The sequence below is a fragment of the Pedobacter alluvionis genome (genome assembly GCF_003664035.1).
Taxonomy (GTDB): domain Bacteria; phylum Bacteroidota; class Bacteroidia; order Sphingobacteriales; family Sphingobacteriaceae; genus Pedobacter; species Pedobacter alluvionis.
This window is the reverse complement of sequence record NZ_RCCK01000010.1, coordinates 654,292-675,103: the sequence shown is the minus strand read 5'-3', so window position 1 is coordinate 675,103 and position 20,812 is coordinate 654,292. Positions and strand designations below refer to the sequence as shown.

General features: G+C 36.3%; 20 protein-coding genes and 5 tRNA genes. 5 read left to right on the top strand and 20 right to left on the bottom strand.

What is annotated here, in order from left to right; genetic code table 11:
- Positions 1–28: 28 nt before the first annotated feature.
- The 16 genes from rpoB to rpsU form a co-directional block, all read right to left on the bottom strand.
- A complete protein-coding gene (gene rpoB / locus BCL90_RS02980; protein ID WP_121282522.1) occupies positions 29–3,832 on the bottom strand; it encodes a DNA-directed RNA polymerase subunit beta in 3,804 nt (1,267 codons plus the stop codon).
- Positions 3,833–3,988: 156 nt separating this feature from the next.
- A complete protein-coding gene (rplL, locus tag BCL90_RS02975; protein ID WP_029279312.1) occupies positions 3,989–4,366 on the bottom strand; it encodes a 50S ribosomal protein L7/L12 in 378 nt (125 codons plus the stop codon).
- A gap of 64 nt (positions 4,367–4,430) precedes the next feature.
- Positions 4,431–4,952, bottom strand: a complete 522-nt coding sequence (gene rplJ / locus BCL90_RS02970) for a 50S ribosomal protein L10 (protein ID WP_029279314.1) — start codon at positions 4,950–4,952, stop codon at positions 4,431–4,433.
- A 2-nt stretch (positions 4,953–4,954) separates the two neighbouring features.
- Entirely contained in the window at positions 4,955–5,653 is a 699-nt protein-coding gene (gene rplA / locus BCL90_RS02965) for a 50S ribosomal protein L1 (RefSeq protein ID WP_029283242.1), read from the bottom strand.
- A gap of 20 nt (positions 5,654–5,673) precedes the next feature.
- Positions 5,674–6,117: a 50S ribosomal protein L11 gene (gene rplK / locus BCL90_RS02960; protein WP_010601094.1), complete on the bottom strand. Its 444-nt coding sequence runs from the start codon at positions 6,115–6,117 to the stop codon at positions 5,674–5,676.
- A gap of 551 nt (positions 6,118–6,668) precedes the next feature.
- Positions 6,669–7,208, bottom strand: coding sequence for a transcription termination/antitermination protein NusG (gene nusG, locus BCL90_RS02955; protein ID WP_025143263.1), 540 nt, complete (start codon positions 7,206–7,208; stop codon positions 6,669–6,671).
- 9 nt (positions 7,209–7,217) lie between these two features.
- Positions 7,218–7,415, bottom strand: coding sequence for a preprotein translocase subunit SecE (gene secE, locus BCL90_RS02950; protein WP_029279332.1), 198 nt, complete (start codon positions 7,413–7,415; stop codon positions 7,218–7,220).
- Between the two features lie 109 nt (positions 7,416–7,524).
- A tRNA-Trp gene (locus BCL90_RS02945) sits at positions 7,525–7,595 on the bottom strand.
- An 83-nt stretch (positions 7,596–7,678) separates the two neighbouring features.
- On the bottom strand, positions 7,679–8,866 hold the full coding sequence (gene tuf, locus BCL90_RS02940; RefSeq protein WP_029279334.1) for an elongation factor Tu: 1,188 nt from the start codon (positions 8,864–8,866) through the stop codon (positions 7,679–7,681).
- 126 nt (positions 8,867–8,992) lie between these two features.
- A tRNA-Thr gene (locus tag BCL90_RS02935) sits at positions 8,993–9,064 on the bottom strand.
- 79 nt (positions 9,065–9,143) lie between these two features.
- Positions 9,144–9,219 (bottom strand) — tRNA-Gly (locus BCL90_RS02930).
- An 81-nt stretch (positions 9,220–9,300) separates the two neighbouring features.
- Positions 9,301–9,383, bottom strand: a tRNA-Tyr gene (locus BCL90_RS02925).
- A gap of 39 nt (positions 9,384–9,422) precedes the next feature.
- Positions 9,423–9,495, bottom strand: a tRNA-Thr gene (locus BCL90_RS02920).
- Between the two features lie 692 nt (positions 9,496–10,187).
- On the bottom strand, positions 10,188–10,535 hold the full coding sequence (gene hpf / locus BCL90_RS02915) for a ribosome hibernation-promoting factor, HPF/YfiA family (protein WP_025143266.1): 348 nt from the start codon (positions 10,533–10,535) through the stop codon (positions 10,188–10,190).
- 14 nt (positions 10,536–10,549) lie between these two features.
- A complete protein-coding gene (locus BCL90_RS02910) occupies positions 10,550–11,431 on the bottom strand; it encodes a tyrosine-type recombinase/integrase (protein ID WP_121282520.1) in 882 nt (293 codons plus the stop codon).
- Positions 11,432–11,592: 161 nt separating this feature from the next.
- Positions 11,593–11,787, bottom strand: a complete 195-nt coding sequence (gene rpsU, locus BCL90_RS02905) for a 30S ribosomal protein S21 (RefSeq protein WP_025143268.1) — start codon at positions 11,785–11,787, stop codon at positions 11,593–11,595.
- Positions 11,788–11,951: 164 nt separating this feature from the next.
- Between rpsU and BCL90_RS02900 the strand changes: the two genes are divergently transcribed.
- A complete protein-coding gene (locus BCL90_RS02900) occupies positions 11,952–12,338 on the top strand; it encodes a hypothetical protein (RefSeq protein WP_121282519.1) in 387 nt (128 codons plus the stop codon).
- An 87-nt stretch (positions 12,339–12,425) separates the two neighbouring features.
- On the opposite strand, the gene BCL90_RS25565 is transcribed toward BCL90_RS02900, so the two are convergent.
- The 3 genes from BCL90_RS25565 to BCL90_RS02890 all read right to left on the bottom strand — a co-directional run bounded on the left by BCL90_RS25565 (position 12,426) and on the right by BCL90_RS02890 (position 15,767).
- A complete protein-coding gene (locus BCL90_RS25565) occupies positions 12,426–12,599 on the bottom strand; it encodes a DUF6496 domain-containing protein (RefSeq protein WP_166792163.1) in 174 nt (57 codons plus the stop codon).
- 263 nt (positions 12,600–12,862) lie between these two features.
- A complete protein-coding gene (locus BCL90_RS02895) occupies positions 12,863–14,014 on the bottom strand; it encodes an acyl-CoA dehydrogenase (RefSeq protein WP_121282517.1) in 1,152 nt (383 codons plus the stop codon).
- 853 nt (positions 14,015–14,867) lie between these two features.
- Positions 14,868–15,767: a ComEA family DNA-binding protein gene (locus BCL90_RS02890; RefSeq protein ID WP_121282515.1), complete on the bottom strand. Its 900-nt coding sequence runs from the start codon at positions 15,765–15,767 to the stop codon at positions 14,868–14,870.
- Positions 15,768–15,861: 94 nt separating this feature from the next.
- On the opposite strand from BCL90_RS02890, the gene BCL90_RS02885 reads away from it, so the two are divergent.
- The 4 genes from BCL90_RS02885 (at position 15,862) to BCL90_RS02870 (ending at position 20,659) form a co-directional block, all read left to right on the top strand.
- Positions 15,862–17,613 carry a lysophospholipid acyltransferase family protein gene (locus BCL90_RS02885; RefSeq protein ID WP_121282514.1) on the top strand — a complete coding sequence of 584 codons (1,752 nt, stop codon included), beginning with the start codon at positions 15,862–15,864 and terminating at the stop codon, positions 17,611–17,613.
- A 339-nt stretch (positions 17,614–17,952) separates the two neighbouring features.
- On the top strand, positions 17,953–18,759 hold the full coding sequence (locus tag BCL90_RS02880; protein WP_121282512.1) for a lysophospholipid acyltransferase family protein: 807 nt from the start codon (positions 17,953–17,955) through the stop codon (positions 18,757–18,759).
- 153 nt (positions 18,760–18,912) lie between these two features.
- Entirely contained in the window at positions 18,913–20,094 is a 1,182-nt protein-coding gene (locus BCL90_RS02875; protein ID WP_317126826.1) for a hypothetical protein, read from the top strand.
- 289 nt (positions 20,095–20,383) lie between these two features.
- Positions 20,384–20,659, top strand: a complete 276-nt coding sequence (locus tag BCL90_RS02870) for a hypothetical protein (protein ID WP_121282509.1) — start codon at positions 20,384–20,386, stop codon at positions 20,657–20,659.
- Here BCL90_RS02870 and BCL90_RS25560 read toward each other — a convergent pair.
- Positions 20,656–20,808 carry a hypothetical protein gene (locus BCL90_RS25560; protein WP_166792162.1) on the bottom strand — a complete coding sequence of 51 codons (153 nt, stop codon included), beginning with the start codon at positions 20,806–20,808 and terminating at the stop codon, positions 20,656–20,658. The two genes, BCL90_RS02870 and BCL90_RS25560, sit on opposite strands and share 4 nt — an antisense overlap.
- Positions 20,809–20,812: the final 4 nt, after the last annotated feature.

The following is a 20,812-nucleotide window of genomic DNA, read 5'->3' as shown; positions in this document are numbered from 1 at the left end:
TTAATACCCGATACTTTATACTTAATACTTAGTCTAACGTAATATCTAAACCTAATCCGCGTAACTCATGTACCAATACGTTGAACGATTCTGGTACACCTGGCGTTGGTAGGTTTTCACCTTTAACAATGGCTTCGTAAGTTTTGGCTCTTCCGATTACATCATCCGATTTAACGGTTAAGATCTCCTGAAGAATATTAGCTGCACCGAATGCCTCTAATGCCCAAACCTCCATCTCACCAAAACGCTGACCACCGAACTGGGCTTTACCACCCAATGGTTGTTGTGTAATTAATGAGTATGGTCCGATTGAACGGGCGTGCATCTTATCATCAACCATGTGACCTAATTTCAACATGTAGATAATACCTACAGTTGTAGTCTGATCGAAGCGCTCGCCTGTTAAACCATTGTATAAGTAGGTTTTTCCTGAAGCAGGAACTCCTGCTTTAGCGATCCATTCTTCTACTTCTTGGTGGGTAGCTCCATCAAAAATCGGTGTTGCAAATTTAACACCTAATTCTTGGCCTGCCCAAGCTAAAATAGTTTCGTAGATCTGACCAAGGTTCATACGCGAAGGTACACCCAGTGGGTTCAACACGATATCAACCGGAGTACCATCAGCTAAGAAAGGCATATCTTCATCACGTACAATACGTGCAACAATACCTTTGTTACCGTGGCGACCCGCCATTTTATCACCTACTTTTAATTTACGTTTTTTAGCTACATAAACTTTTGCCATCTGTACGATTCCTGAAGGAAGCTCATCACCTACACTGATCGCGAATTTATCGCGTTTGTAAGCACCAAGTTCTTCGTTAACACGGATACCGTAGTTGTGAAGCAACATTTTAATCATCTCGTTTTTATCATCATCAGTAGTCCATTTGTTAGGGCTAATGTGATTATAATCAAGCTCAGCTAAAATTTTCTGAGTAAATTTAGCGCCTTTAGCAACTAATAATTCTTTGTAAATGTTAAATACACCCTGAGATGTTTTTCCGTTTACGATGGTGAATAATTTGTCAACTAATTCTGCTTTTAATTTCTCAGTGATATTATTATATCCTTTGTCTAATTTTTCAATTGCTGATTTCTCTTCAGCTTTTGTAGTTTTCTTAGCACGGCTGAATAATTTAGTATCAATTACCACACCCTGGATTGAAGGAGGAGTTTTTAAAGACGCATCTTTAACATCACCTGCTTTATCACCAAAAATTGCACGTAGTAATTTCTCTTCCGGTGAAGGATCAGATTCTCCTTTTGGAGTGATCTTACCAATTAAAATATCACCTTCTTTTACATCAGCACCAATACGGATAATACCGTTTTCATCAAGGTCTTTAGTAGCCTCTTCAGAAACGTTCGGGATATCTGGTGTTAATTCCTCTTCTCCACGTTTAGTATCACGTACTTCTAATTCAAACTCTTCAATATGCAATGAAGTGAAAACGTCATCACGAACAATACGCTCGTTAATTACAATCGCATCCTCAAAGTTGAAACCTTGCCAAGGCATGAATGCCACTTTTAAGTTTCTACCTAATGCCAATTCGCCATTTTCAGTTGCATAACCTTCGCAAAGCACTTGTCCTTTAGTAACTTTCTGACCTTTCTTAACGATTGGTTTTAAGTTGATACAAGTATTCTGGTTGGTTTTTTTGAATTTAATTAAACGGTAAGTTTTGCTATCACCTTCAAATGAGACTAAACGATCATCCTCGTTACGCTCATATTTAATGGTAATTTCGTTAGCATCAACATACTCTACAACACCGTCACCCTCTGCGTTGATCAAAGTTCTTGAGTCACGTGCAACGCGACCTTCTAAACCTGTACCTACAATTGGTGCTTCAGGACGTAACAATGGTACGGCCTGACGTTGCATGTTCGATCCCATCAAAGCCCTGTTCGCATCATCATGTTCCAAGAAAGGAATTAACGAAGCAGCGATTGAAGTAATCTGGTTAGGCGCAACGTCCATTAAGTCTAATTTCTCAGGCTCAATAATCGGGAAGTCACCCTCATAACGCGCTTTAACACGTGGTGTGGTAAAGTTACCTTTATCATCATACTCTGCATTGGCCTGAGCGATGGTTTTACCATCCTCATCTTCTGCAGATAAATAAATAACATCTGAATCTACAACTACTTTACCATCTTCAACACGTTTGTATGGTGTTTCAATGAAACCTAAATTGTTGATTTTTGCATGCACACAAAGTGATGAAATCAAACCAATGTTTGGTCCCTCTGGAGTTTCAATAGTACATAAACGACCATAGTGAGTATAGTGAACGTCACGTACCTCGAAACCGGCACGCTCACGTGATAAACCACCTGGACCTAAAGCCGATAAACGGCGTTTGTGAGTGATCTCTGCCAATGGATTCGTTTGATCCATGAACTGAGATAACTGGTTAGTACCAAAGAAAGAGTTGATCACTGATGATAACGTACGGGCGTTAATCAAATCAGTTGGTGTAAACACCTCGTTATCGCGAATATTCATACGCTCACGGATTGTTCTGGCCATACGGGCTAAACCAACACCAAATTGTGCGTACAATTGCTCACCTACCGTACGTACACGACGGTTAGACAAGTGATCGATATCATCCACCTCTTCTTTTGAGTTGATCAATTTGATCAGGTATTTCACAATTGCAATAATATCTGCTTTTGTTAATACCTTAACCTCATCAGGAGTATTCATTTTTAATTTACGGTTGATACGGTAACGACCAACATCTCCTAAATCGTAACGTTTATCCGAGAAGAATAAACGATCAATGATACCACGGGCTGTTTCCTCATCAGGTGGTTCTGCGTTACGCAAAGCACGATAGATGTTTTCTACAGCTTCTTTTTCTGAGTTTGATGTATCTTTCTGTAATGTATTATATATAATGGTATAATCTGCCTGACTTGCGCCATCTTCTTTAGATAAGATGATGCTTTTTACGCCAGCTTCGATAACCATATCAATGTGTTCGTCTTCTAAAACGGTTTCTCTTTCAAGAATCACTTCATTACGGTCGATAGAAACTACCTCACCGGTATCTTCATCAACAAAATCTTCAACCCATTTTTTCAATACTCTTGCAGCCAGTTTACGACCGATGTATTTCTTTAAACCTGATTTACTAACTTTTACTTCGTCAGCAAGATCGAAAAGTTCCAAGATATCTTTATCAGAATCGTAACCGATAGCACGTAATAAAGTGGTAACCGGGAATTTTTTCTTACGATCGATATACGCATACATCACGTTATTAACGTCTGTAGCGAACTCGATCCATGAACCTTTGAAAGGAATAACACGTGCAGAATACAATTTGGTTCCATTTGTGTGACGGCTTTGACCGAAGAACACACCTGGAGAACGGTGTAATTGCGAAACGATAACACGTTCTGCACCGTTGATAACAAACGTACCTTTTGGTGTCATATACGGGATCGTACCTAAGTACACATCCTGGATAATAGTTTCAAAATCTTCATGTTCTACATCATTACAAGAAAGCTTCAGCTTTGCTTTTAATGGAACATTGTAGGTTAATCCACGCTCAATACACTCGTGTATATCGTAACGTGGTGGATCAACAAAATAATCAAGAAACTCTAATACGAAGATATTTCTTGAATCTGTTATTGGAAAGTTTTCAGCAAACACTTTAAACAAACCTTCGCTAGAGCGATCGTCTGATGTGGTATCTATCTGGAAAAATTCTCTGAATGATTGCAATTGCACATCCAGAAAATCCGGATAGTCTATAATGTGCTTACTAGTTGCAAAATTTACTCTTTGTTCGACTGTCTTTGCCAATGGACTAAAAGATTTTAGTTTAAGAATAAACTATTTGTTTGGTTTCGTTCTAACCATGCTCATTAACCAAACAAAATGAGATGTTTATAAACAGGTAAAGACACCGACATTTTCAGTCGGTGTCTGATACATTTTTAGCTTAGCTAAGTTAAGTGATTACTTAATCTCAACTACTGCTCCAGCTTCTTCTAATTGTTTTTTAAGAGCTTCTGCTTCGTCTTTAGTAACACCAGCTTTTAATTCTTTTGGTGCTCCGTCAACTAAGTCTTTTGCTTCTTTCAAACCAAGGCCAGTTAAGTCTTTAACAAGTTTCACAACTGCTAATTTAGCGCCACCAGCTTCTTTTAAGATAACATCAAATGATGTTTTTTCTGCAGCAGCAGCAGGTGCATCACCACCAGCAGCAGGACCAGCAACTACAGCAGCAGCTGCAGGCTCGATACCATACTCGTCTTTTAAGATTTGAGCTAATTCGTTAACTTCTTTAACGGTTAAGTTTACTAATTGCTCAGCAAACGATTTTAAATCTGCCATTTTATTAAGATTTTAAAAATTTACGTAAAAATAATTTTGTTTTATTGCGAACTTAAGGTGTTCGTTAACCTTCTCTTTCCTGAAGAGTTTTAACAATTCCTGCAATTTTGCCTCCGCTTGATTTAAGCGCAGATATAACATTCTTAGCTGGTGATTGTAATAATCCAATGATATCGCCAATAAGCTCTTCTCTCGATTTTAAGCTTACTAAGTTATTCAATTGGTCATCGCCAACGTATACTGATGAATCTATAAATGCTGCTTTAAGCAATGGTTTATCAGATGTTCTTCTCAAAGCTTTAATCAACTTAGCCGGAGCGTTTGCTGTTTTTGAGAATAATAATGATGACGAACCTTTAAGGGCTTCGTATATCTCAGAAGCATCGCCATCTAAACCTTCAATCGCTTTGCGGATTAAAGAGTTTTTAGCTACCTTCATGATGATATCACCTTCAAAACATTTGCGGCGGATGTTATTAATCTGCTCAACAGAAAGGCTAGAAGTATCAGCAATATAGAAATTACCATACTCTTGCATTTGTCCTTGTAGTTCTAAAACTACTTCGTTTTTTTCTTCTCTGTTCATGATTAAATCCCCGCTACTGATTTTGTTTCAATTGCAATTCCAGGACTCATTGTAGAAGACACGTGAATGCTCTTAAAATAAGTTCCTTTTGCAGCAGATGGTTTTAATTTAGAAATTACTTGAATAATTTCAAGTGCATTCTCATAAATTTTGTCTGCTGGGAATGATACTTTTCCTATCGAGGCGTGTATGATACCCGTTTTGTCTACTTTAAAATCAATTTTACCTGCTTTAACCTCTGTTACAGCTTTACCAACATCGTTAGTTACTGTACCAGATTTTGGGTTAGGCATTAAGTTCCTTGGGCCTAAAACACGGCCTAATTTACCTACCTTAGCCATACAAGCTGGTGTTGTGATAATAATGTCTACATCGGTCCAACCACCTTCAATTTTAGCCACATATTCGTCTAAACCTACGAAGTCTGCGCCAGCTGCTTTTGCTTCTTCTTCCTTATCAGGAGTTACTAGAGCCAAAACACGTACAGTTTTACCTGTTCCGTGTGGTAAAGTAGCAATACCACGTACCATCTGATTCGCTTTACGCGGATCTACACCTAGAGACACATCAATATCAACTGATGCATCAAACTTAGTGGTAGTGATTTCTTTTACCAAAGCAGCAGCAGCCTGTAAAGTATAAGCTTTACCAGCTTCTATTTTAGCGTGTGCCTTTTTTTGATTTTTAGTTAATTTCGCCACTGTTGTAAACTGTTTTTTAATTAATTGTTCCAGGGTGCGTCACCAGAAACGGTGATTCCCATACTGCGTGCTGTTCCAGCAACCATACTCATTGCAGATTCGATTGTAAATGCATTTAAATCAGGCATTTTATCCTCAGCAATAACTTTAATCTGGTCCCAGGTCACCGACCCAACTTTTTTACGGTTAGGCTCAGCAGAACCACTCTGTAATTTAGTAGCATCTTTTAACTGAATAGCTACCGGAGGGGTTTTGATGATGAAATCGAATGACTTATCAGCATAAACAGTAATTACAACTGGCAATACTTTACCTGCTTTATCTTGGGTACGAGCGTTGTACTGTTTGCAAAACTCCATAATGTTCACCCCTTTAGCACCTAATGCAGGTCCTACTGGTGGCGATGGATTTGCCGCTCCGCCTTTGATCTGTAATTTGATCATTGCACTGACTTCTTTTGCCATTTTGTGTTTTTTGTTTATTTAAAACTCAATGTTAAATATTGGAAGCATGTAACATTTAATTCCTTAGCGCTCCTATAAAGCTTAAAGGACTGCAAAGATATGGATAATCTTATAGATACACAATAGATATAGAGAAATATATTTTTTATTATATCTAATGTGTTAAAATTTACCGGATCAATTAACCAGCAGACATTAATTTGAGCTAAACCCTATTTCCCATTTAATATACCTAATAATTGTTTTAAACTTTTCTCTATTTCACTATAGGATATTATTGCTGATCTCTTAGGCTTCGATATACTTTTTATCAACTTATTACCATTTACCATGCAAATAATAACGTGTTTCAACAGTATAGTTTATCTTGGAATCCTTCAAGTAAATGGGCTTATCGTAAAATATTTCCTTTCTGAATACGAAGAATAAGCCTTTATTATTAATATTAAAGATAAACTAAAACCACTAGGGTTAATAAATTAAAATCGATCTAAAACAAAAAAGGCTTCAGAAAATAAATCCTGAAGCCTTCTAATATTTTAAATCATTTATTACTCTTTTTCTACTTGCATGTAGTTAAGCTCAAGCGGTGTTTTACGACCAAAGATTTTAACCATTACTTTCAGTTTTTTCTTCTCTTCGTTTACCTCTTCGATAATACCTGAAAAACCATTGAAAGGTCCGTCCATAACTTTAATACCTTCGCCAACATAGTAAGGCACATTCATGGTTTCACCCTGTTCGCTCATTTCATCAACCACACCTAAAATACGGTTCACTTCTGCCTGGCGCATTGGAATTGGATTACCGGCTTTATCACCTAAGAAACCAATAACGCTATTAATTCCTTTAATGATGTGCTCTAGCTCACCATCAAGAGTAGCTTCGATTAAAACATAACCAGGATAAAAGTTACGCTCTTTGGCAATTTTTTTTCCATCTTTCATCTGGTAGTATTTTTCCATCGGGATTAATACCTGTGGAACCAAATGAGAGAAACCTAAACGGCTGATCTCAGCATCAATGTACTGCTTTACTTTCTTTTCTTTACCGCTAACAGCCCTTACAACGTACCACTTTAGATCGCTCATTAGTAAATATTAATTAGAAAGTGATTTATAAAAAGTATCTAACACAAATGTAGAACCTTTATCCATTGCAAAAATAACCAATGCAATAATTAAAGAAGCTACCAATACAAGAATTGCAGAACTTTGCAGTTCTCCCCAGGTTGGCCATGTAACCTTCTGGGTCATTTCATCGTACGATTCTTTTATAAACTCAACTACTTTAGCCATATTTAATTTATTGAATGACTGAATGAGTAAATGAGTGAATGATAATATCCGAAAGTAAACTTTCAAATGCAATCATTCACTCATTCAATTACTCAACCATTGTTTTGAGCACGGGAACAAGGATTCGAACCCTGATCAAAGGTTTTGGAGACCTCTATTCTACCGTTGAACTATTCCCGTATTTAGAAAGCAAAGTGCTTAAGTGAACTCTAACACTTTGCTTTCAGTTATTTACCTGAAGCCCCATTAAGGGGTTTTGGGTTTTATTTTAAAATTTCAGTTACCTGACCAGCACCTACTGTTCTACCACCTTCACGGATAGCGAAACGTAGACCTTTTTCCATTGCGATAGCGTTGATCAACTTTACAGTGATGGTAACGTTATCACCTGGCATTACCATCTCAGTACCTTCAGCTAGTGAAATCTCACCAGTAACATCTGTAGTACGGAAATAGAATTGAGGACGGTATTTGTTGAAGAATGGAGTGTGACGACCACCTTCTGCTTTTGATAATACATAGATCTCAGCTTTGAAATCAGTGTGAGGAGTTACTGAACCTGGTTTACAGATTACCATACCACGACGGATATCAGTTTTCTCAATACCACGTAACAATAAACCTACGTTATCACCAGCTTCACCATAATCTAAGATCTTACGGAACATCTCAACACCAGTAACTGTAGATTTTAAGTTCTCAGCACCCATACCTAAGATTTCAACCGGATCTCCAGAGTTGATTACACCACGCTCAATACGACCAGTTGCTACAGTACCACGACCAGTGATCGAGAATACATCTTCAACAGGCATCAAGAATGGAAGCTCAGTTAAACGTGGAGGAATTGGAATGTAGCTATCAACAGCATCCATTAATTCCATAATTTTTGCTACCCATTTAGCATCTCCGTTCAAACCACCTAAAGCAGAACCTTGAATAACAGGAATATCATCACCAGGGAAATCGTAGAACGATAATAATTCACGAACTTCCATTTCTACTAATTCTAATAATTCAGGATCATCAACCATATCCACTTTGTTCATGAATACAACCAATGAAGGTACACCAACCTGACGAGCCAATAAGATGTGCTCACGAGTTTGTGGCATTGGACCATCAGTAGCAGCAACAACGATAATAGCACCATCCATTTGAGCCGCACCTGTAACCATGTTTTTAACATAATCCGCGTGACCTGGACAATCTACGTGTGCGTAGTGACGGTTTGCAGTTGAATACTCAACGTGCGCAGTATTAATAGTAATACCTCTTTCTTTTTCCTCTGGAGCAGAGTCAATTGAATCGAATGAACGTGCCTCAGATAAACCTGCATCAGCTAAAACTTTTGTAATAGCTGCTGTTAAAGTTGTTTTACCGTGATCGACGTGACCGATTGTACCGATGTTTAAGTGCGGTTTACTACGGTCAAATTTTTCTTTTGCCATTTTATTTATAACTAATTAGTAGGTTAACTTTTTATTAATTTTTATTTATTGTTTTGATGCAATGCAACACAAAAAACCTTGTCTACCCTGCATATTAAACAGATTTAACAAAGCTTTATTATCCTGAGCCAACTATGGGAATTGAACCCATGACCTCTTCCTTACCAAGGAAGTGCTCTACCGCTGAGCTAAGTCGGCTTTTTAGTTTCCAGTTCCAGCCTTTAGTTTTAACTATATCAAAACTGTTACCAATAACTGCCCACTTTCTAATTTTTATTGGAGCGGAAGACGAGGTTCGAACTCGCGACCTATAGCTTGGAAGGCTATCGCTCTACCAACTGAGCTACTTCCGCTTTTAAAAATCAGTGATTGATTGAATGAAAGAATGAGAGAATTATTCCATCATTAAAACATTTGGTCATTCATTTAAAGTGTGGGGAGAGAAGGATTCGAACCTTCGAAATCTTGCGATAACAGAGTTACAGTCTGTCCCATTTGGCCGCTCTGGAATCTCCCCATTTTTTACTTCAAAATGTTAACACTTTAAAATAAAAAGAGCCTCCTATCGGAATCGAACCAATGACCTACTGATTACAAGTCAGTTGCTCTACCAGCTGAGCTAAGGAGGCTTTAAATTTTGTGCAATGATACGAAAAATCTTCATTTTTCATACTATTAACGTGTTTTTTTAAAACTTTTATCTTTTTAAAGAACAACCCTTTTCTTCTTAGCGTAACACCGTTTCCGAAAGGGAATGCAAATATACACACTTATATTTCACTTCAAAATAAATTTGAAAAAAATAATGAAGTTATTTTAGTTAGTGTTCATCATACACCTGAAGGAGCTTAATAATCAATCTCTTAAAATCGAATATTTTTTTTTGCTTATTGTCCTTATAAACATGATTACGATCTATAATCACAATAATTAACAGAAAATAACAAATGGATTAATCTCAATAAATTTAAAATTTATATCATGAGGCCGATTTTTTCACGGAGAATTGCTTAGAAAATTAAAATTGGTTTATAGAAATTGTACGAATAGCTCCCAATTTCTTTAAATTATTTGAAGAAACTGACATAAAGAAAGTCGTCATCTCGACTGAAGCGCAGCGAAACGGAGAGATCTAAATAAAAAGTATTCTCAAGATAGATCTCTCGGCTCCGTTACACTCCGCTCGAGATGACGCCGCCAAAGGGAATTATCTTTTCAATTTTTCATCGATTGACGGTAACCAGGAAAGTTATCACCAAAACAAAAAAGGCGGCACATTTAACTGTACCGCCCATTTGCATTATATTTTTTTTGTGCTTTGCTAATAGTCAGCGGCTTCGCTCTCACTTAAAATTGCTTTATGCTCACTTAATTTTGCACGTGTTTTATCTTTATGTTTCGTAATCTGCTTTCTTAACGATTCGATTGCCAGATCTGTGGCTTCCTCAAATGATTTACATTGTTCTTTAGCGAAGAGGGTACCTCCGGGTACAATTAGTTTTATCTCACTAATTTTATTAGCCTCATCCTCTACGTTCTCTAACTTTAAATACACTTCTCCGCTAATGATCTGGTCGAAAAACTGATCAAGCTTATTTGCTTTTTTTTGTATAAAATCTAACAACTTACTGTCTGCACTGAAGTGGATTGATTGAACTCCGATTTTCATTTTTCCTCCTTTTTTTACGCCTTTGGATGGGCTTGTTTATAAATTGTTTTTAATCTTTCGATCGAATTGTGGGTGTAAACCTGGGTTGCTGCTAAACTGGCATGGCCCAAAAGTTCTTTAATCGCATTTAAATCTGCTCCTGCATTTAACAGGCTAGTGGCATAGCTATGCCGCAGCACGTGGGGACTTTTCTTTTCATTGGTTGATACATGGTTTAGGTATGAGGTAACAATACGGTATATTAATTTCGGATATGCCGCTGCACCTGTATTGGTAACGATTAATATAAGCAAATTGTTATTAAAGTTTTGCAACTTTTTTAGGTCAATATACGTATTTACCTGATTGATAAGCTGTTTATTTACTGGAATAATTCTTTCTTTATTCCTTTTACCCAGCACCTTTATCGTTCCTGAATACATATCAATATCAGTATCTTTTAATTGCAACAGTTCAGCTAAACGGATACCAGTTCCAAAAAGCAGTTCGATGACCAGATGGTCGCGAAGGGAAGGAAAACTTTCATCGAAATATTGCTCAGAATCCAGCAAATGATCCATTTTCTGCGCATCTATAAATACGGGCAGCCTTTTAGGTATTTTTGGCGCCTTAATTAAAACAGCAGGGTTTTGATCAATCGCTCCGGTTCGATGTAAAAATTTATAAAAGCTTCGTAAAGCAGATATTTTTCTGTTAATGGTATTTTCTGAATTTTTCTTTTCCATTAACTCAACCAGGTAACTGCGCAGGTGAGTATGTTTTACTTCAGGAAAATCCAGTTCTAATGCCTTAATAAATACTTCAAACTGATCTAAATCTACCTGATAAGAGGTAATGGTATGCGGAGAATAGCGCTTCTCGTGAGTTAAATAGGTGATAAAACTTTTTAGCAGCATTCAATATCTTTTTGCGGGGCATTGATATGAAGTTACAAATAGTTTTGATATAAAGAAATCATTAATTAATTGTTTATTGAAATGTTTTTGATTTCTTTAAAAAAAGAAAAGTCCTTCCAATTTAACATCGGAAGGACTTTTTGTATTTATATCGTGAACAACTAAGAAGTTGTATCTAGATTCATGTTCTGAATGTAAACAGCATGTTTAATTTCAGTACGGCGAGCAACGGATTTTTTCTCGTATGCTTGGCGACTACGTAGTTCTCTCAATACACCAGTTTTTTCAAACTTTTTCTTGAAACGTTTAAGGGCTTTATCTAATGATTCGCCGTCTTTAATGTTGATAATGATCATAACGCTGAAATACCTCCTCTCGTGGTTTTTAAATTTCCCGTGTTATCGGGGCTGCAAATGTAAGCAAAATATTGAAAAATAGAAAGATTTATAAAAAGAATTTTTATTTAAATCATTAGTAGAACTTATGTGTTGTTTAGCTACATTTATATATAAAATCATATATGACAACAGGCAAAAAAGTAGGTTCAATTATCGCAGTTATAGTTGTTATCGCATTAATCGCAATTTGTTACTACCGTTATTTCTTTGTTTTTGGTGAAGGTGTTAAAGCAGGAGAGTTAAACTATGTAGTAAAAAAAGGCTACGTATTTAAAACCTATGAAGGCAAATTAATTCAGAGCGGAATAAAATCCCGACAAACAGGAACACTACAGAACAACGAATTCGAATTCTCTATCGCTAACCAGGAAATTGCTGAAAAAATGATGGCCAACAGTGGTAAATTTTTCGAATTACACTACAAAGAATATAAACATTCCCTACCATGGCGGGGATTTAGCGTTTATGTGGTCGACAGCATTTTAACTTCGAAAGATATACCGCAATAAGCTAGAGCGAAAAGCCCAAAGACTAAAGCGCTGGGAAGATAGTTTACGCACCAAACCTATTTGCTTCGGTCTTTAGTCTTTAAGTTTTTAATCTTTCTTAGGCACCTTTGCCCCTGCTTTTTTGGCTTCAGATAGCCCAATAGCAATTGCCTGCTTTTTGGATGTCACTTTTTTACCTGATCCGCTCTTTAGCTTACCTTCTTTCATTTCGTGCATGGTTTTTTCTACTTTCTCACCAGCTTTTTCTGAATACTTTGCCATAGCTTTAGTTAATTAGTTAGTATCTCTAATCAATTAATTGTTTAAATCGGTTAACTGACGCCAAACGCCAAACTACTTTAGTCTTTAGTCTTTAGTCTTTAGTCTTTAGTCTTTAGTCTTTAGTCAAAACACCGACAATTGAAAGTTGGTTTTGAAAATTTTAAAACAAAAAATCCGGAGGTAGTTAAACCATCCGGATTACTCATAATATATTTGGTTTGTTGTTTCTTCGTTGACCAAGCTTTCGGCTTTAGTCTTTAAGCTTAGGCTAATATTTCTCTGGCAATTACAATCTTTTGTATTTCCGATGTTCCCTCGCCTATTGTGCACAACTTGCTGTCGCGATAAAATTTCTCAACCGGAAAGTCTTTGGTATAACCATAACCCCCAAATATTTGAACCGCTTCGGTTGCTACCCTTACCGAAACCTCTGAGGCAAAATATTTCGCCATGGCCGATTCTTTTGTCATAGGTAAATGCCTGTTCTTTAAATCTGCTGCCTGGCGGATCAATAATTCTGCTGCTTCAATCTCTGTAGCCATATCAGCGAGTTTAAAACTAATGGCCTGAAAGCTGGCGATGGGCTGTCCAAACTGCTGCCGTTGTTTCGAATAGGCTACTGCTGCATCAAAAGCACCTTTTGCAATTCCTAAAGCCAATGCGGCAATAGAAATTCGTCCACCATCTAAAACTTTCATCGCCTGCTTAAAACCTTCACCAACATTGCCCAATAAATTGGCTTTCGGTACGCGGCAATTATCAAAAATCATTTCTGTGGTTTCTGATGCGCGCATGCCTAGTTTATTTTCTTTTTTCCCTGCAGTAAAACCTGGTGTACCGCGTTCTACCACAATGGCCGAAATCCCTTTCGAACTTCCCTGCTCCCCTGTTCTTACCATCACAACCGCAACATCTCCGCTTTTGCCATGGGTAATCCAGTTTTTTGCACCATTTATAATGTAATCGTCGCCATCTTCAACAGCAGTGGTCATCATTCTTAAGGCATCCGAACCTGTGTTTGCTTCTGTTAAACCCCAGGCACCAATCCATTCGGCTGTTGCCAGCTTCGGTAACCATCTTTGTTTCTGTTCTTCAGTTGCAAAGGCCAAAATATGGCCGGTACATAAAGAGTTATGAGCGGCTAATGATAAGCCGATTGAACCGCAAACCCGCGCCACTTCTACAATCACATCAACATATTCCTGATAGCCTAATCCGGAGCCTCCATATTCTTCCGGAACCAAAACGCCCATTAAGCCTAATTCTCCGAGCTGTTTAAACAATTCGACAGGAAAATGCTGTGCCTCATCCCATTCCATTATATGTGGACGAATGTTTTTCTCTGCAAAATCGCGGACCATGGCCTTTACATTCTGCTGAGTTTCTGTTTCTGAAAAATCGAAGCTTACGCTCATTAAATTTATATTTTATAGTTAGTTGAGGCAATTATAAACAATTATTTGATAGTTAGTTACCATTAAATATTTGTGCAATTACAGAATGAAATGGTATTCGGTTCAATTAGTTTATCGGTTAATTTTAAACCTTGAAATTAACGGAGAAAGTTTTTTTCTATTTTTCTTACAACTATAGACGAATAAGCTAATTATGGTGCATAATGGACTCTTTTTAAACCTTGCAAACAATTAACTCCTATAATTAACTTGTACAGAAAATACATATTTTTAACTTGGCTATCTTTTTTTGGAAATCAGGTACAGAAGCGTTTAGCGTTATTCAGCCCTGCTCTCCACTTTACTCCGTTTCACTTCGTTTTCTTCAATCAGGAGAGTAATTGTAAAGCAGGGCTTTCGGAACCGATTAGCACAATCATTGCTTTCCAAATCACATTTAAATTTAAGCTTTTAAGAGCCTGTTTAAATTTTTATAACGTTTAATTAACCACCTTAGACACCTAAGAACATCTAATTCATTAAATAATCCTACCATATAAGGAATATAAGAAAATGCAAGCTTATATGGTCCTTAAATGTCTTATATGGTCAAAAAAAAAACAATGAATATCAGTTGTTTACATAAATATCATTATAAGAAGGCTTTTTCAGCCGACGAAGCAATCTTTATAGCATGGATCACTGGATGATAGATTGCTTCGTCGTTCCTTCTCGCAATGACGAATTTTTGGAAGCTATCAATGATAGCATAATGGATTGCTTTTATAAATGCGCTGAAATGGTCTTCGACTACGCTCAGACTGACAGACAAAATAAATTTTATTTATTTTAAACAGGCGCTAAGTTTAAGATGCTAAAAAGAAATATAAGGCGTAATCTTATCAATAACCTGTTGATTTAAAATGATGATCTTTTTTAAATCGGATGGGTTAGCATAATTACCATGCTGTTTGCGGTATTGAATAATGGCATTGATCTGTTTAAAAGAAAGATATGGATTACGCTTTAAATCGTTAAAAGTTGCGGTATTGATATTTATTGTTTTTAATGGAGTATTGCTGATTTCAATCTGATCTTTAATTTCAGCATACTTACCGGAATCTAAACCATAAACTTCGAGAAGTTGTTCTTTTTTGTAAAAACCGCCTAAACGTTCACGGTATTTAATAATCCTTAGTGCAAAAGTTCCACCTATACCTTTAATCTCATCCAATTGCATCGAATCTGCCTTATTAATATCAACAATCACCGCAGCTTTTTTAGCATATTCCTTTTTTTCAAAAGGTACGTACTTTCTTGAGGCATTGACGGGCTGATCGGGTATGTTAACATAAGGCAGTATCCTTTTATACATATCCGGCGAAATGGTATACATTTTCTGAAGATCTCCGGCTTTGTAAAATTTGCCGCCTTTATTGGTATAATTTATAATTGATTGTGCCTGTTTTGCAGATAAGCCTAAAGTTTGCCAACCTTCTGCATCTAAGGTGTTGGGATTGAACTTAAAAAGTTTAATTGTTTTTCGAGGGTTAGCGTCTTCAATCCGATCGCGAACAGCATTGGCATATGCCTGATCTGTTATACTGATCTGCTGAATTTGTGCTAAAAGATTCGGATCATCGTTCGAAATTGGCTGATAGTAGCCATATATCGTTGGAATGGCCTTAATTACAACAATAATAGAGAAGAGAAACAACAATCCGTTGAATTCACTTTTGCTAACACCAAAATTTTTGTTAAACCAAATTCTCATTGATGCGATATGACATGTGTATTATAAATATAAATCTTATTTTTGGGATTGCAAAACAGAATAGGTTTTGCCTATCAACAATCTAAGAATTTATATGAAGATCATAACTACATCTGAGTTTGCGAAAGCAACGAAGATAGATAAGCTAGGTGTACCGGGTTTAGCAGGCTTGATGATGGAGATCATGAAACTGAACGACATTAATGATGTATTTGCTCAAAATCAACATTTTAAAGGCTTAGAATTTGTAGACAAGATACTAGAAACCATTGGCGTTTCTATAGAATTTGATGATGATGATTTAAATAGTATTCCTAAAACAGGCCCTTTTATCGCCATCGCAAATCACCCTTATGGTGGTGTAGAAGGCTTGGCTTTAGTTAAACTATTGTGTACGGTTAGGCCGGATGCGAAGGTAATGGTAAATTTCATTTTGAAAAAAATACCAAACCTTGATGAATTTTTTGTTGCTGTAAATCCTTTCGAAAATGTGCAGCATTCATCAAGTATCAGCGGATTAAAAACTACTTTTGATTTGCTTAGAAATGGAATACCAATTGGTATTTTCCCTGCAGGAGAAGTTTCTACCTTTAAATTAGATGCTCAGCAGGTAACCGACAGGATGTGGCATCCTGTTGTTGGAAAACTGATTGCTAAAGCAAAAGTACCAGTTGTACCTATTTATTTTCATGGCAACAACGGTGTTTTCTTTAACATTTTGAGCTTCATACACCCTACCCTGCGTACAGCAAAATTACCTTCAGAATTTTTAAATAAACATGGGCGTACCATTAAAGTACGGATTGGTAAACCAATAGCCGTATCTGAAATTTCGCACATGAACAGCAGCAATAAACTGATGGACTTTTTAAGAGCCCGTACATATGCACTGGGTATTGGTTTAGATACAGAGAAAAAACTCTTTAACCCATTAAACTTATTTAAAATTAAAAAGAAACCTGCCGAAGTAATTGAAGAAACTTCGAGGCTTTTGATTAAAAATGAAGTAACACTTCTGGAAGATTTCAGGGTTTGGACGGAGAAAAATTATGAGGTATATATTGTTCCGACTTTAAAAATCCCGAATATTTTAAGGGAAATTGGCCGTTTACGAGAAATTACTTTCCGCGAAGTGGGTGAAGGTACCAACAAAAAAATCGATCTAGACAATTACGACATCTACTATAACCACTTATTTATATGGGATAAAGATTTAGAAAATATTGTAGGTGCTTACCGGATAGGTAAAGGTGATGAAATTTTAGAAAGCATGGGTCGCCGTGGTTTCTACCTTTCTGAACTTTTTAAAATGAAAGATCAGTTTTACCCTATGTTAAAGCAGGGTATCGAGTTGGGCAGATCGTGGATCAGAAAAGAATACCAGGGTAAGCCGCTACCATTGTTCTTACTGTGGAAAGGAATTTTAAAATACCTGATTGATAACCCACAGTACCGTTACATGTTCGGTCCGGTAAGTATCAGCAACAATTTCTCGAAATTTAGTAAGGCCTTAATTGTCGATTATATTACCAAAAACCATTTCGATTATGAGATGGCCAAATATGTGAAGCCAAGAAACAAATTTAAAGCCGATCTTTTACCAATTTCTACGGATACATTAGTTGATAGCAGCGAGTCTTTTAAAGATCTGGATAGCATAATCGGAGACATTGAAAATTCACATATTAAAGTACCAGTGCTGTTGAGGCAGTATATGAACCTGAACGCAAAGATTATCTCATTTAATATCGATCCTAAATTCTCTGACTGCCTGGATGGTTTCTTAGTGGTTGATACGCATAATATTCCACCAGAAATGCTCGAAAAACTTGGCAAAAACCTGTAAATTAATTCAATAAAAAAACCCAGACATCCATCTGGGTTTTTTATTATCAACTAACCTAAACTTTATAAATACTAACCAAATATTTATGCCACAAAAGTAGGTTCATGTTATTAAATTGATGTTAATGAAATGTTATTTATAGAATTCCCTTCCTTACAATTTCTTAATTGATTAATACACTCTTATTCATATTATTCCTCTATCTTTATGTACTCTGTATGAGCTATGATAAACATTCTTCTTCTTGAGAACGGAGTGTTTCCCACCCTTATATTTAGCTCAAATAAAAAATCATTTATCAGGTTGGTTCTATAATGGAATCAATTTTGAACTATAATTATGACAGTCATTTCTAAAGAGAATTTTTCAAAGGCAACAGGCATTTGTAATATTCCAATCCCTGGTCTTGCTTCTTTTTTAATGAAGTTCTTAAAGATTAACGAGTTTAATGGAATGATTAAAGATGCTAATACTTTAGAAGGAGAAAAATTTGCCAATCATATCCTGAATGTTCTGGGGGTTACTATTCAGATCAGCGATGAGGATTTAGCCAACATTCCAAAAGAAGGTGCATTTATTGCGATTGCAAACCATCCCTACGGTGCAATAGAATCATTGGCATTATTAAGTATCCTTGCCAATCACCGACCTGATACCAAGTTTATGGGGAATTTTCTGTTAAAGAAAATCCCAAATCTTGAAAAATGTATTATCGCGGTAAATCCGTTCGAAAAAGTTCAGGATTCATCAAGTATTAGCGGATTAAAAACAACTTTAAAAGCTTTAAAAGATGGTTGTCCGGTTGCTATTTTCCCGGCAGGCGAAGTTTCTTCTTATAAATTCAGAAAAAATCAGATTACCGACCGCGAATGGCATCCCGTGGTTGGAAAAATCATCTCCAAAGCCAATGTACCGATACTACCAGTATATTTTCACGGCAATAATGGCATCTTTTTTAGCCTGCTGAAATTTATACACCCTTCTTTACAAACAGCAAAGCTGATTTCAGAGTTATTCAACAAAAATGGTCACCAGTTAAAAATCAGTATCGGCAAACCTATTCATTTGAAAGAAATAGCGTGTAAAGATTGTAATAGCTCACTTTTAAAACATTTAAGAGAAGAGCTTTATGCACTAAAAAATTAACCCGATTTGAATTCACGAAAATCCAATGTTAATTTTCCGTTAAGCGCTACCCCATTGTTCACATAAAGAAATTGTTGCTTTTATGTTAATAATAAGTAAATTTAATGTAACCAAATATGGAGCGGTTTGAAAAGAGAGATTTACACATATGTTTTGAGAACCATTTTGTTAGTTTGCCTGATGATGAATACCGTTATCTCGAAGGGACAGCATTATTCTTTCGATTTTTATGACGGAACTTTCAACTTTAGCGTAGATTCATCAGTTGTTTTTCCAATACCAAAAACAGCAACAACATCAGCCGTTTCAAACTTTTACAGCCGCATCTCTTCCGGCCAGTATGCGCCTCTTATTTCCTCTTTAGAAAAATACCAGAAAAAATATCATTTAAACGACTGGATTTATTATCAACTGATTCGTAAGACAGCGGAACAGATTAGTCCGAAAGCAGATAATTATTTTGGCTATACTTTATACAAATGGTTTTTATTGAGTAAATGCGGTTACGATGCAAGGTTAGCCGTGGGTAATGATCAGGTTATCTTTTATGTAAAGAACGAAGAGGACATTAGCGATATTCCGTTTTTCATGATCGAAAACAAAAAGTTTATGTGTTTGAATTACCATGATTATGGCAAACTTTTTAAACAGGCTGATGCTTATAAGCCCGTTAAAATTATAATACCAGAGGCTAAAAATCCTTTCTCTTATAAGGTCACCAGAATGCCCGATTTTAAACCGGAAAGTTATCAGGAAAAGGATATCGAATTTAGTTACCGCCAAAAAGTCCATCATTTTAAGTTAAAAGTTAATGAAGATGTACAAACCATTTTTAAAAATTATCCGGTAGTAGATTTTGAGAGTTATTTTAATATTCCTTTAAGCAGGGAAACATATAGCTCTCTTATTCCTACCCTGAAAGAAAACCTGAAACAGATGGATCAGAAAAAAGGTGTTGATTATCTGATGAGATTTACCCGTTATGGTTTTTTATACGAAGATGACGATGAAAACTTTGGCAAAGAAAAACGTTTCTCGCCTGAACAAACCTTATTAAGTACCTACAGCGATTGCGATGACCGGGCTGCATTATTTTTCTATCTGGTAAAGGAAATATATAACCTGCCGATGATTGCCCTGCTCTACCCTAAACATTTAACTATCGCCGTACAGTTCGATAAACCAATTGGCGAACCCATTACTTATAAAGGCAGGAAATATTCGTACTGCGAGCCTACACCACAGGCACAAAACTTAAAAATCGGGCAACTTTCTTCAAATTTCAAGAACAGTAAATATGAAGTGGTTTATGCCTACGAGCCCATAAAACGCTAAAGATTTAGCGCCTATTTAAATTTTTATAGCAATATTACTTAGCCTTTTGCTGTCACGCCGAACGTAATGGATTGCTTTTATCAATGTGTTGAAAACGGTCTTCGACTACGCTCAGACTGACATACGAGATAATTTTATTCAATTTTTAAACAGGCGATAAGTATTCAACACCTTAATTAAAAGTTAATTTAATGTTAACGAAATGTTATCTTATCAATAACAGGTTGATTCATGAGCTATTTAAGGTAATTTAGACCTCTTATTTTAAGTTAAATCTAAAATCTTATCTATGCCTGCTGTTATCTATACTGTTATAAAAGAATTTTTTGTTGAGGTAAACGGCCACCCAATAAAGGCTAGAATTATGTCGCCCATTAATGACGACAAAATTTTCGTTTTCAAAATCAGTTCATTTTACAAAAGCAAAACTGATGCTGACGCCTATGAACCGGCATCTACATTTACTTCTTACGCAAATGCTGAGCGGCATTTACTACAATACCTCGAAGGGTTCCAGAATACACTAGATCTGGGTGGAGGCATCGCACCAGGAAATACTTTTTAAGTATTTTCTTTATCGTCTTTCTCAGGGGGAAGTTCTGATTGGATTACCTCTTCTTCAAACTCCTTTTTGTCTTTTTGGTTTCTGATGATCAGATAAGCAATTAAAATAATGACCAGAACTGCAACGCCGATTACTATTGGATAATTCATATTT